General features: G+C 62.4%; 9 protein-coding genes and 1 riboswitch. All 9 genes read left to right on the top strand.

What is annotated here, in order from left to right:
- The first annotated feature begins 1,090 nt into the window (after nt 1-1,090).
- Nucleotides 1,091-1,308, top strand: a riboswitch (FMN riboswitch).
- A 386-nt stretch (nt 1,309-1,694) separates the two neighbouring features.
- A complete protein-coding gene (gene pnuC / locus QZ540_RS06790) occupies nt 1,695-2,426 on the top strand; it encodes a nicotinamide riboside transporter PnuC (protein ID WP_294628670.1) in 732 nt (243 codons plus the stop codon).
- 1 nt (nt 2,427) lies between these two features.
- Nucleotides 2,428-3,738, top strand: a complete 1,311-nt coding sequence (ribD, locus tag QZ540_RS06785; RefSeq protein ID WP_294628668.1) for a bifunctional diaminohydroxyphosphoribosylaminopyrimidine deaminase/5-amino-6-(5-phosphoribosylamino)uracil reductase RibD — start codon at nt 2,428-2,430, stop codon at nt 3,736-3,738.
- 162 nt (nt 3,739-3,900) lie between these two features.
- The gene (gene ribB / locus QZ540_RS06780; protein ID WP_294628666.1) at nt 3,901-5,184 is read left to right on the top strand and encodes a 3,4-dihydroxy-2-butanone-4-phosphate synthase; all 1,284 of its coding nucleotides are present in this window, start codon (nt 3,901-3,903) and stop codon (nt 5,182-5,184) included.
- Nucleotides 5,185-5,192: 8 nt separating this feature from the next.
- Entirely contained in the window at nt 5,193-5,945 is a 753-nt protein-coding gene (locus QZ540_RS06775) for a GTP cyclohydrolase II (protein ID WP_294628664.1), read from the top strand.
- Between the two features lie 55 nt (nt 5,946-6,000).
- A complete protein-coding gene (ribH, locus tag QZ540_RS06770; protein ID WP_005506244.1) occupies nt 6,001-6,477 on the top strand; it encodes a 6,7-dimethyl-8-ribityllumazine synthase in 477 nt (158 codons plus the stop codon).
- 298 nt (nt 6,478-6,775) lie between these two features.
- Nucleotides 6,776-8,386 carry an anthranilate synthase component I gene (locus QZ540_RS06765; protein WP_070830669.1) on the top strand — a complete coding sequence of 537 codons (1,611 nt, stop codon included), beginning with the start codon at nt 6,776-6,778 and terminating at the stop codon, nt 8,384-8,386.
- A gap of 14 nt (nt 8,387-8,400) precedes the next feature.
- On the top strand, nt 8,401-9,216 hold the full coding sequence (gene trpC / locus QZ540_RS06760) for an indole-3-glycerol phosphate synthase TrpC (RefSeq protein WP_294628661.1): 816 nt from the start codon (nt 8,401-8,403) through the stop codon (nt 9,214-9,216).
- A 590-nt stretch (nt 9,217-9,806) separates the two neighbouring features.
- Nucleotides 9,807-11,228, top strand: coding sequence for a hypothetical protein (locus QZ540_RS06755; protein WP_294628659.1), 1,422 nt, complete (start codon nt 9,807-9,809; stop codon nt 11,226-11,228).
- Nucleotides 11,229-11,503: 275 nt separating this feature from the next.
- Entirely contained in the window at nt 11,504-12,955 is a 1,452-nt protein-coding gene (locus tag QZ540_RS06750; protein WP_294628657.1) for a hypothetical protein, read from the top strand.
- Nucleotides 12,956-13,102 lie beyond the last annotated feature (147 nt).

Genomic DNA, 13,102 nt, shown 5'->3' with positions numbered 1-13,102 from the left:
GGGGGAGTGCCCCCTCTTCAGCGCCTGGGGGCGCTTCGAGGACGGAGCCCCCGCTTCGCGTGTCCGGTACGCCCTCTAGGTCGCCTATCCCTCGGGGCAGATTGATATAGGGGTTGGTCTGTAGTTGGGTTTCAGAGGTAGCACGCCTGATTTGGGCTGAATAGGGGGTCGTTCTGTCGTTGGGTTGCGCTGCCCGTTTGCCTGGGTGCGTGGCCACTAAACGTTTCACAGGTTAAAAACGGGTGGCGTATCCGCTCCGGCACTGCGAATACGCCACCCAAACACACCACACTCCACAAGACAATGCAGAGCGCGCGGGATCAACCATCCCGCAAGGTTCCCGCAACCTCCATCGCGCACCACGGTAGGCGACGACAGAAGAACGGGAGCTTATGACCGTTCGACACGCACAACACCCCACACAAGTGGGTACGCCGTGCGATCATCCGGAAGTTTATTCGGAAGAGCTCCCACGCCGGTTCCGTCGAGAAAATAATTCGGTGTGGTTGCCTCCCGATGGTGAAGCACATCAACATCGTGTGCCGCAATACTGCGCAATCCAGTACGCGCAGATGTTGCGTGAAAACCATACTCGGGAATGCAGTCCGCGGGCCAGTTTTCCAGCTTCAAATGGCAGAAGCTTAAGGGTTTGATGTGAGTGCTCGGATGGTCCGAATCAAGTAGCTCTCAACGGAACCGGTTTATCGGTGATGGGAGCTCCTGTAGATAAGAATAACCTTAAATCACCCCTGGAGTAAACCTTAAACCAATAATTTAACCTTATTGTTATAATTCCTTGTCATAAAGGTATTGATGGGTGTTCAGCGTGCCCTGAGCAACCCCCTGGAGGCCTCCGTAACTCTTTGGTCTGTTTGGTGCTCTCCACCGTTATAAAACCGTGATAAATCGCTCCCGAAAAATGAAGAATCAGGTTCCAGAGAGGTCCCGTGAGTGGCTGCTCAGGGGAGTTGCGTAGCGGGGCTTGAAAGCATGCTTAGAGCACAGTCATAAAACGTCATCTTGTCACGTAAGTTATCCCAGAGAAAACAAATTAAACCCCCGGCGTGCGCTGTGGCATAATCAATATCGACATCGTGCTCCGGGGTCGGTGAAATTCCGAACCGGCGGTCACAGCCCGCGAACCGCTCTCGCAGGCAGGCAAAAAATCGTACGAATCTTCGCATCCGTGCAGGACGCTAAATCCACACAGGACGCTAAGACTCCGCTAGAGACGCCCGCCCGCAAGAGAGGCCGAACCGGTGAAAATCCGGTGCCGACAGTACAGTCTGGATGGAAGGTAGCACGAGCAGAAAAAGGCAGGAGCGCACTCCGCCGAGCATCCCGAGACCCCTCGAGATAATGTGCAGGGTGCACCGACGCAGTTGTTATCAGAGAGCTGCTGCTTGAGAAAACTGTTGCTGAGAGAGCGGTTTCTTGGCAGAGCATCAGCTTTCTGTGATACAGGGGAGAGGCACCTCGGAGGTGCGGGTACGTTAATCCCCTGCCGCGGTTGGCTGATTTCAGCTGTGTTTTTCAGCTGCGGTTGACTGGTTCGCCACTCCCGCCTCACCACGGATACCGGGCACCCCTAAGGTGCCCACGGTAGCCGCCCTTTCTGTTCCTCTCCCCGGAGCCGCCGCAGATGCGCACCCCGCGCATCCGAAACACGGTCCAACTCAGAGAGGAAAGAAACAATGGACATCCTGCGGTGGCTCTTCGACGCACAAATTCACGTGGGGGACCAGTCCCTCCTCGTGCGCGAAGTTCTCGGAAACGCATTCGGCCTGGCATCGGCGCTGGGCGGCATGCGACGCAAAGTATGGGCGTGGCCCGTCGGCATTCTCGGCAACCTGCTACTCCTCACCGTCTTCCTGGGCGCCCTCGTCGGTAGCCCGCACCCCGTGACCATGCTCGGCCAGGCAGGCCGCCAAATCATGTTTATTGCCGTGTCCATCTGGGGCTGGCATCGTTGGCGTGCAACCCGCGCCTCCGGCGGTAACGCGAGCGCTGGTGCCGCCGTCATCCCTCAGTGGGCAACCAACACCGAACGTGCAGGTCTGGTTGTTGCCATGGTTGCAGGCACCCTGCTGCTCACCCCCATCTTCCGCGCCCTCGGCTCCTACGAACCGGTCTGGTCCGACGCCTGGATCTTCACCGGCTCGCTGCTCGCCACCTACGGCATGGCGCGCGGCTGGGTTGAATTCTGGCTTATCTGGGTTGCCGTCGACCTAGTTGGCGTGCCGCTGCTGTGGAGCGCAGGCTACTACGCAACCTCCCTCATGTACGTGTTCTACGGATGCTTTACCCTGGTCGGCTTCTTCGTCTGGTGGCGCACCCGCAACCTGGAGGCGCAGAAGACCCAGGTGCAGACCCAGTTCCCCGACGTGACCGTTGAAGTAACTGACGTGCAGAAGGGTCGTGCATAAGATGCCGCAGAATCCCTCGCAGGAGGCGCTGGCTGGCGCGCACCTGCCCGCAACCCTTACCCCCAGCACGCACCTGCCGCATAACGATTTGGACTACTCCGCCGCAGAGTACGGGCACCTCGCCGGGTTGCCCGCCGCACGCACCCTGAACCTGCCGAGCTCCGAGCAGACCCTCAGCCACGATGAGGCGATGAGCCTGGCACTGCAGGCGGCACGCCAGGGCATCCGCGGCGCGAACCCCCTTGTCGGTGCTATCATCACCGACCGTGACGGGCACCTGCTGCACGTGGGCTACCACCGAGGCGCAGGCACCCCGCACGCCGAAGCCGACGCACTCGCCGCCGCCCGTGCCGCGGGAACCAACCTCACCGGCGCCCGCATGTACGTGAGCCTCGAGCCCTGCAATCACACCGGACGCACCGGCCCCTGCTCCCACGCCGTCGCCGAGGCGGGCATCAGCGAACTCTACTACGCCTACAGCGACGACACCGAAAACGCAGCCGGAGGCGCCGCATACCTGCGCTCGCAGGGCGTCACCGTGCACGCCATGGAGGAGTTCGCGAACGCCTCCTACCTGCTGAACGAGCGCTGGTTCATTGCCGCCACCGAACGTCGCCCCTTCATCACCGCAAAGAGCGCATCCACCCTGGACGGGTTCATTGCGGCTGCTGACGGCACGAGCAAGTGGATTACCGGGCCCGCCGCGCGCATTGATGGGCACCTGATTCGTCACCGCGCCGACGCTGTCATGATTGGCACCCGGACCACCCTCATGGACGACCCGACCCTGGACGCGCGCGACGCCAACGGGGAACGCTTCGAGAAGCAACCGTTGCGCGTGGTCATGGGCAAAACCGAGATTACCGAAAACTACCGGATTCGCGGCCTCAACCCGCCCGAAGGCGTGGAGGCAGACCCGCAGAACTTCCTGCAGATTTTCACCCACGACCCGCGCAAACTGCTCGATGAGCTGTATGCCCGCGGGGTGCGGCACCTCATGATTGAGGGCGGCCCCGGCATGGTCGGCCTCTTCGCCGGTGAGGACCTTATCGACGAGATGGTCTGGTACCGCGCCCCCATGATTATGGGTCGAGGCAAGAGCGCCGTCTACCGTCTGCTCGTGGACACCCTCGCGCAGGCACCGCGCCTGCAACTGGATGACCTGGGCATGTTCCCGGCGGTGCGCGTGCTCGGTCAGGACACTGCAACGCACCTGGTGCCGGCACCTCGCGGAACGGCGCAGGAACCGGGAGAGCGGCGCACCCTGCCGAAGCTGGACGCCTGCCACGCGCCGGAACCGCGGCTGGATTAGCCGCGACTGGCAGTGCTGGCTGGTTCGCATGCTGGCACAAACGCTCCCCGTCACGGGGAATATTCGAAAAATACGTATAGTTATACAGACGAACAAACCATCGCCGCCCGTCGCCCTCAACGACGACGATCCGGCGGACACGGCGAGAAAAGGAAAGCACACATGTTTACCGGAATCATTGGCGCCCTCGGCACCGTAGAATCCATCACCCCCATCGAAGGTAGCGACGCAGCCTACCTGACCCTCAACGCCGGAGACATCGTCGCCGACCTCGAACACGGCGGCTCCCTCGCCGTCAACGGTGTATGCCTCACCGCTATTGACCTTGACCAGCTGCAGCCCGGCCAGTTCCGCGCCTACGCCATGGGCGAGACTCTGCGCCGCACCAACCTCGGCAACCTGAATCCCGGCGACACCGTCAACCTGGAGCGTTGCCTGCCCGCCGGCGGCCGCCTCGACGGTCACGTCGTGCAGGGTCACGTGGATGCGGTCGGTACCCTCGCATCCGTCACCGCGCACGAGGCATGGAGCACCCTGCGTTTCAACCTGCCCGCCGAACTGGCACCCCTGCTCGCGGAGAAGGGCTCCATTGCTGTGTCTGGTGTGTCCCTGACCGTCACCGCGGTTTCTGAGCCCGGTGAAACCCCCGCGTGGTTCGAGGTTGGCCTGATCCCCGAAACCCTGAAGGCAACCAACCTCGGCGCCCTCAAGGTCGGCGATAGCGTGAACCTTGAGACCGATGCGCTCGCTAAGTACGTGCAGCGCCTGACCGCGTTCGCAGGTGTGCCGCAGACTGCTTCTGAGCAGGTCGCGCCGCGCCGTGCCGATGCCGCGAGCGTTCTGGACAGCGTGCAGACCGCAGTGGACGCTATCGCCGCAGGTCGCGCCGTGGTCGTCGTTGACGATGAGGACCGCGAAAACGAAGGCGACATCATCTTCGCCGCCGAGCACGCAACCCCCGAGCTGATGGGCTTCATGATTCGCTACACCTCCGGCGTAGTGTGCGCACCCATGACCAATAAGCGCGCAGACGAGATGAACCTGCCGCCCATGGTCACCAACAACGAGGACCCCAAGGGCACCGCCTACACCGTCTCCTGCGATGCGGCCTCCAGCGTGAGCACCGGTATTTCCGCAGCGGACCGCGCACGCACCGTGCAGATCCTCGCGGACGCTGCCTCCACCCCGGCGGACATTACCCGCCCCGGCCACATCTTCCCGCTGCGCGCTGTTGATGGCGGCGTGGCGGAGCGCCCCGGCCACACCGAAGCCGCAGTGGAGCTCTCCCGCGCGGCGGGCCTGTCTGGCGTGGGCGTTATCGCCGAGGTCGTGCACGACGACGGCTCCATGATGCGTTTTGACGCCCTGCGCGCCTTCGCCACCGAGCACAACCTGCCCATGATTTCCATTGAAGACCTCATCAAGTACGTAGCCGAGGCGGCATAGGAGAACGCATGAGCGAAACCCCTAACACCCCCGCAGAGCCGGTAGAGGCGCAGGCTGAAGAGCTCAGCGCCGAATCCCTGCGCATCGCCTCCGAGCTCGCTGAAGGCTACCGAGTCAGCCCCCTCGACATGGTGCCCAACCCCAGCCCGCTGCTGGTCGAAAGCACCGAAGAGGTCGCCGTACCCACCCCGCAGGGCGTGTTCGGTCTGCGAGCCTGGCGATTTGCAGACGGCGCCGAGCACATCAGCGCCCGCGCCCTCGACCGTGACGGAACCCCCGTACCCACCGAGGGCGGGGGAGCGCCCGCGGTGCGCATCCACTCAGAATGCGCCACCGGCGACATTTTCGGTTCATTCCGATGCGATTGCGGACCCCAGCTGGAGAACGGCCTGCGCATCCTCAGCCGCACCGGCGGGTACCTCATCTACGTGCGCAACCACGAAGGACGCGGCATCGGCCTGGTTAACAAGCTCCGCGCCTATGCGCTGCAGGATGCCGGACTCGACACCCTCGACGCGAACTTGGCGCTTGGCCTGGACGGCGATATGCGCGACTACTCGCAGGCGGCACTGATTCTGCAGGAGCTCGGCGTGCATGAGCTGAGGCTCGTGACCAATAACCCCGCCAAGCAGGAGGCGCTCGAAAGCCTCGGCGTGCAGGTCACCGAACTCATCCCGGACGAAATTCCCGCCCGAGTCGAGAACGCACACTACCTGCAGACCAAGCGTGAGCGCATGCGCCACGTGCTCAAAAGCGCGTAGCGGCACCCCTGCAAACTAAACTTTTCACAAACCCAGAACCCACAAGGAGAACACAATGAGCGGCGTAGGCGCAGCAGACACCACCCTCAACCCCGAAGACTACAAGGGCTTCAAGCTCGCAATCGTAGCGGCAAGCTGGCACACCCAGGTCATGGACGGCCTCATCGACGGTGCACAGCGTGCAGCACGCGATGCAGGCATCGAGCCGACCCTCGTGCGCGTTCCCGGCACCTTCGAGCTGCCCGTCGCAGCAACCCGCCTCGCTGAGAAGTTCGACGCAATCGTCGCGCTCGGCGTGGTTATCCGTGGCGGCACCCCCCACTTCGACTACGTCTGCCAGGGCGCAACCAACGGCCTGACCGACGTGTCCGTGCTGACCGGCCGCCCCATCGGCTTCGGCGTGCTCACCTGCGACAACGAGCAGCAGGCACTCGACCGTGCAGGCCTGGAAGGCTCTAACGAAGACAAGGGCTACGAGGCAACCGCAGCGGCACTGCAGACCGCAGCAACCCTCAAGCAGTTCAGCAACTAACACGGCTGAACGGTGCGCGGCTCAGTTTCACGAAGAGAACGTTCTGATCTTCACCATGGAACTGGGCCGCAACACCGGTTAAACTGAAACAACGCGCGGCACTAGAACCACACTGAGTCACAGCGCCAGAACGCCATGAGGTGACAGCGCACTGACGCGCTAACCTCCGGCTCGGCACACCTACTGACTAGGCTCAACACCCGCGCCGACATGCCCTAAGCTGGCATGCCCACACCGTCATGTCACGACTGTCATGTCATGCATCGGCAGGTCCAACCCAACACCAAGGAGTACAGCAATGCAGGATTTGGGCACCATCACCCCCAGCCTCGAAGAATTCCGCGCCCGCGCCGCCGGCACCCGCGTCATTCCCGTACACATCAAAATCCTCGCCGACTCACTCACCCCCATCGGCATCTACCGATCCCTCGTACTCCAAAACGACCAGGGCGAACCCGTCGAAGCCGCCCACGGCACCTTCCTGCTCGAATCCGCCAAGATCTCCGCAGAAGGCGAATCCGCCGCCTGGGACCGCTACTCCTTCATCGGCGCGTCCTCCCGCTCGACCCTCACCACCGTTGACGGTGCAGTCCACTGGCAGGGCCGCACCCCCGCCGGCGCACCCGTCGACGGCGACCCCGTAGAAGCCATCGCAAAGACCCTGCAGATGCTCTACACCGAACCCGACCCGACCCTGCCGCCGCTGACTTCCGGCCTGGTTGGTTACCTCGGCTGGGACGTCGTGCGCCACTGGGAGCACCTGCCGTACCCGCCCGCCGATGACGTGAACCTGCCCGAATTCGCGCTCAACATGGTCTCCGACATGGCAATCCACGACAACAAGGATGGCACCGTCCTGCTCGTCGCCAACGCCATCAACTTCAACGGCACCAGCGAAAACGTTGACGGCGCCTACGAGGACGCCGTCGCGCGCCTGCACAGCATGCTCCGCCGCCTGCAGCGCGGCGCCGCAGCGACCACCTCCATTCTCTCCGGCGTAGCTGACGTTGACCGTAAGGTCCGCGAAGACGTCACCCTCACCTGGAGCGAACAGGGCTTCAAGGACGCCATCGACCGCTCCAAGAAGAACATCATTGACGGCGACGTGTTCCAGATCGTGCTCTCACGCCGCTTCGAAGCCGAAACCAACGCCAAGGCACTCGACGTGTACCGCGTGTTGCGCCAGTCTAACCCCTCGCCGTACATGTACCTCTTCAACTTCGAAGACAGCAACGGCACCCCGTTCCACATTGTTGGCTCGTCCCCGGAGGCGCTCGTCACCCTCAAGGACGGCATCGCCAGCACCCACCCCATCGCCGGTTCCCGCCCGCGCGGGGCAACCCGCGAAGAGGACCTCGCGCTCGCCGAGGAACTGCTCGCCGACCAGAAGGAACGCTCCGAGCACCTCATGCTCGTCGACCTGGCACGCAACGACCTCTCGCGCATTGCTAAGCCCGGCACCGTGTCCGTCGACCAGTTCATGATTATTGAGCGTTTCAGCCACATCATGCACATTTCCTCCGCCGTCAGCGCCGAACTCGACCCGCAGTTCAGCGCCTACGACGTGCTGCGCGTCGCCTTCCCGGCAGGCACCCTTTCCGGTGCACCCAAGCCGCGCGCGATGCAGCTCATCGACGAATACGAACCGACCCGCCGCGGCGTCTACGGCGGCGTGTGCGGCTACTTCGACTTCGCCGGCAACATGGACATGGCAATCGCCATCCGCACCGCCGTACTCAAGGAAGGCACCGCCTACGTGCAGGCAGGCGCGGGCCTCGTCATGGACTCCAACCCGGACTCCGAAACCCTCGAAACCGTCAACAAGTCCGCCGCCCCGCTGCGCGCCGTGCTGACCGCCTCCGGCCTGGCACCCCTCGACGCAGACGCAGCCGTCAACGCCACCAAGTAACCCAAGGAGACACCATGAGCACCGTTCTCGACGAGATTATTGTCGGCGTCCGCGAAGACCTCGCTGCCCGCGTACAGCAGGTTCCCCTCGAAGAGATGAAGAAGCGCGCCCTCGCAGCTGCACCCGCCCGCGACGCCCTCGCCTCCCTGCGCGGCGAGGTGCCCGGCGGCGGCAACGGCGCAACCGCACGCATTATCTCCGAGGTGAAGCGCTCCTCACCCTCCAAGGGTGCCCTCGGCGAGATTCCGGACCCCGCCGCGCTCGCCGCACGCTACGAGGCCGGTGGTGCTGCAGCGATTTCCGTGCTCACCGAACAGCGCCGCTTCAACGGCTCCCTCGCCGACCTGGACGCTGTGCGCGCCGCCGTGAACATCCCTGTACTGCGTAAGGACTTCACCGTCGACGAGTACCAGATTTGGGAGGCTCGCGCACACGGCGCCGACCTGGTTCTGCTGATTGTCGCGGCACTCGACGAGCAGACCCTCCGCGAGTTCCTCGAGCTCACCGAATCGCTCGGCATGAACGCCCTCGTCGAAACCCACACCCCCGAAGAAATCGAGGTCGCCCAGCGAATCGGCGCCAAGATCGTGGGCATCAACGTGCGCAACCTCAAGACCCTCGAAGTCAACAACGAACACTACGCATCCCTCGCCGCGCACCTGCCCAACTCGGTCATCAAGGTCGCCGAATCCGGTGTCGCCAGCATCGAGGATGTGCGCGCCTACGCCGGCGCCGGTGCCGACGCAATCCTCATCGGTGAAGCACTGGTCCGCTCCGGCGACCCCGAAGGTACCGTGCGCGAATTCTCCAAGGTGCCTGTGACCCGCTAGCCTGTGGGTTAGGGTTTGGAGAGGGCGTACCGGTTCACGCTCGCGGGGGAGTGCCCCCTCTTCGGCGCCTTAACCTTCAAAGAACCCAGCCGCCTTGAGGAGGGAGCCCCGTCGCGTGTCCGGTACGCCCTCTAGGTCGCCTACCCCTCGGGTGAAGATATAGGGGGTTGGTAGGTGGTTACCTTCTCCGGTTAGCTCGCCTTGGGCTGGGGATATATAGGTGGCTTGGTCTGGGGTTGGGGGATGCTGTCAGCTCACCTAATTCTGGGGTTATTGATCCTGTCGGATTCTTTATCTATTTCCTGAACATAAGCCTGGTACGTGTAAAGCCGGTGTCTGCTATTCAGCAGGGGCCGGCTTTATGCGTCTCTTTCGTCATAATCAGCAGGAATAGCGCGTTCGCATTGAGACGCCGTCAGTTCGTTGATAGTCTACACATGGATATTTCACCAAACTGCACCACCCATCTTGGCTGGCTAGCACCCGCCACATCTAATAGACACGGTCCAACAGGTGCAGCGCCGGAATATCTATCATGCGTCCACACTACACTCGCGAGAATACTTATGGCTCAATCCCCAGGAAAACCTGTGTCCTTTATCGAACGTGACCTCTCATCCGGCTCCTCCACCGACCCCGTGCCTGCCCTCGAAGCGCAGCGCCCCTCCACGAAAACTAAGATGCGTAATACCGAACCCGCCGCCAACCCCCAGAAGCTGGCCGCATGGCGCACTTGGGTCCCCGCCCTCCTCATCTGGGTGCTAGCCTGCGCAACCCACCTCGGCACCTTCGCCTACTCGCTCGCCGAAGACCAACGGAACCCCCTCAGCCACGAAAACAAAAACCACAACGGCTTCCTCTCCTACCTCAACATTTGGGACGCCGGCTGGTACCAGCGCATCTACAAAGAGTGGTACCCCACCGAACTGCCCCTGCGCGCCGACGGGTCCGTATCCTTCAACTCCTGGGCGTTCATGCCCCTCCACTCAATGATCAGCGGCAAAGTCGCTGACATTTTCGGTATCGAATACCGCCTCGCCGCGGTCGGAGTCAGCCTCGCTGCCGGCCTCGCCCTGGCGGTCGTACTCTACCGCCTCTTCGTGGGCTCTCTGAACTGGCGTGCCCGCGGCGTCTTCGACACCCGCGCACTCGTCGGCGACGAGAACCGAAACCGCATCGCCCTGTGGGCGCTCGCGGTGTACGCGTTCAGCCCGGCAAGCCCCATCTTCGTCACCGGTTACGCCGAGGCTCTTTCCACTCTGCTCCTTGCCTTGAGCGTCTGGTGTGTGGTGCGTGAACGCTACATCCTGCTGCTGCCCGCAGCTCTTATGACGGCACTGTCCCGCCCGCTGGGTGTACCACTCGGCGCGTTCGTAGGCCTATGGTGGCTGTGGTGCACCGTGTCTGACTATCTTGCCCGCCGTGCCGATGAATCCTCGCAGTCTGTCCTGTTGGATGCGTGGATTGCGTTCCGCGGACGCTTCGGTCAGCTCCTTGGCGCCCTGCTCGTCTGCGGTTTCGCATTCGTGCACCCCCTGCACGCGGCACTGCGCACCGGACGTATGGATGCGTACCTCGCCACCGAACTCGGCTGGAGCTTCCGCAAGGTCGAAGACGGCCACCAGTACTTCGCCCAGTGGGTCCACCAGTTCAACCTCTACTACGTGGGCTCCGTACCCGCCATCATCATGTGGGCGGGCCTGGTGCTCCTCATCCTGAGCTTCTACTGGTGGATGTCGCAGAAGTTCACCCGAACCCTGCTGCACCCCGCCCTGTGGCTGTGGACCGCCTGCTACGCCGGATACCTGTTCATCTTCTGGCTCCCGACGTCGTCTACGTTCCGTATTCTGCTGCCGCTGTTCCCGCTGTCGCTGCTGGTCGCCGCCTACCTGCCGAAGAGCCGCGTGTACCGCCTCCTGCTGGTAGTGGCGGGTCTGCTCGGCTCCGCCCTGTGGATGCGCCTGCTCTGGGGCGGCCCGGACGTCATTGGCCCCTTCTGGCTCCTTCCCTAGAACTCCCTAACTAACAAGATCATGAAAGCCGGTGTCTGCTACATAGCAGGCACCGGCTTTGTCTATGGGCACCCCCAAATGATATGTGACTTATATCTATGGTTAGTTTTCAGGTGAGACCCCTGTAATGTGCCAAAAACTGTAGATTAGTTGGTATTCTATGGGAAACGTTTCATCATAATGCACTGCGCAACCCAGGATCATGACACACGCCAAGCACCCTGGCAGCAGCGCCGAAACACGCCACTATTCATTCACACATACACAGGAACACCATGGCTGAACACCTTGGGCGGGCCGTACCGTCCTTCAACCTGCGTAACTTCTTTTATGGCTTCCTCACCGGTCCTATACCGACGCTAGAAGCACACCGACCCTCCACACAGGGGAGAGGCGAAACCGCCTCCTCAGGGTCCGGAACCAACCAACCCGAGCTACTACCCGCCCGCCGCACCTGGATCCCAGCCCTCATCATCTGGGCTGTAGCATGCATCCTCCACCTGGGCATGCTCGCTATCGCCCTCGAACAGCACAGGACCCACCCCCTCATTGACTTCGGTCAGCACAATGACCTCCTCGGGTTCCTGAACAGGTGGGATGCCCTCCTCTACGAACGTATCTACACCGACTGGTATCCGCAAGAACTACCCATGCGCCCCAACGGCACGGTGGACAACAACACCTGGGCATTCATGCCGCTACAACCCCTAATCGCCGGCGGAATCGCTAACGTACTCGGCATCGAGTACCGTGTCGCAACGCTTGCACTGACCCTCACCGCCGGTTTCGCATTGGCCTATGTAATGTACCGCCTTTTCATCGGCTGCCTGAACTGGCGTGACCGCAACGTCTTCGACACCCGTGCACTTGTCGGCGACGAATCCCGCAACCGCCTAGCACTGTGGGCTGTCGCCGTGTACGCATTCAGCGTTGCCAGCCCCGTCTTCATCACCGGCTACGCAGAAGCACTATCCATCCTGCTGATTGCTTTAAGCGTATGGTGCGTACTCCGCGGCCGATACCTCATGCTGCTACCCGTAGCGTTCCTCGCCGCCCTGTCACGCCCGGTCGGCGTTCCCCTCGGTGCATTCGTCGGCCTGTGGTGGCTGTGGTGCACCGTCGTTGACTACCGTCGCCGTCTCGGCGGGGACCTACGTCTCGCCCCTGCGGATGCGTGGGCGGCATTCCGTGGACGCTTCGGTCAGCTCCTCGGTGCACTGCTGGTCTGCTTCTTTGCCTTCGTGCACCCCCTGCACGCAGCGATCCACACCGGACGCCTCGATGCCTACTTCGCAACAGAACTCGGCTGGAGCAACCGCAAACCCGGAGAAGGCCACCAATTCTTCACCCAGTGGATACTCCGCATCTACTACTACCTCGGAGGTACACTCCCTAAAGCCGTTGTAGCAATCCTGTTCATTGCAGCAATGGTGGGTTTCTACTACTGGATCTCCCGCAAATTCAGCCGCACCCTCATCCACCCGGCACTGTGGCTGTGGACCGCCTGCTACATGGGATACCTGTTCATTCTCTGGCACCCGATTTCCTCCACCATCCGTATCCTGCTGCCGCTGTTCCCGCTGGCACTGCTGGTAGCGGCATACCTGCCAAAGAGCCGATGGTACCGCCCCACGCTAGTGGGACTTGGGATTCTTACATCAATCCCGTGGGTCTTGATTCTCTGGGGCGACCAGATGATGTTCGGTATCGCCGTGCTCGTTCCTTAGAAAGAGGGCTAGTTGTTTGGAGATGGCGTACCGGACAACGCTCGCGGGGGAGTGCCCCCCTCTTCGGCGCCTTAACCTTCAAAGAACCCAGTCGCCTTGAGGAGGGAGCCCCGTCGCGTGTCCGGTACGCCCTCTAGGTCGCCTACC

Source organism: uncultured Rothia sp., from assembly GCF_916049665.1.
In the GTDB taxonomy this organism is placed as follows: domain Bacteria; phylum Actinomycetota; class Actinomycetes; order Actinomycetales; family Micrococcaceae; genus Rothia.
Note: the sequence above shows the minus strand (reverse complement) of the source record. Positions and strands in the feature narration are given on the sequence as shown.

Bases quoted from the DNA above. Each gene is read 5' to 3' on its own strand.
- pnuC (WP_294628670.1), top strand. From the start codon at position 1,695: ATGGACATCCTGCGGTGGCTCTTCGACGCACAAATTCACGTGGGGGAC.
- ribD (WP_294628668.1), top strand. From the start codon at position 2,428: ATGCCGCAGAATCCCTCGCAGGAGGCGCTGGCTGGCGCGCACCTGCCC.
- ribB (WP_294628666.1), top strand. From the start codon at position 3,901: ATGTTTACCGGAATCATTGGCGCCCTCGGCACCGTAGAATCCATCACC.
- QZ540_RS06775 (WP_294628664.1), top strand. From the start codon at position 5,193: ATGAGCGAAACCCCTAACACCCCCGCAGAGCCGGTAGAGGCGCAGGCT.
- ribH (WP_005506244.1), top strand. From the start codon at position 6,001: ATGAGCGGCGTAGGCGCAGCAGACACCACCCTCAACCCCGAAGACTAC.
- QZ540_RS06765 (WP_070830669.1), top strand. From the start codon at position 6,776: ATGCAGGATTTGGGCACCATCACCCCCAGCCTCGAAGAATTCCGCGCC.
- trpC (WP_294628661.1), top strand. From the start codon at position 8,401: ATGAGCACCGTTCTCGACGAGATTATTGTCGGCGTCCGCGAAGACCTC.
- QZ540_RS06750 (WP_294628657.1), top strand. From the start codon at position 11,504: ATGGCTGAACACCTTGGGCGGGCCGTACCGTCCTTCAACCTGCGTAAC.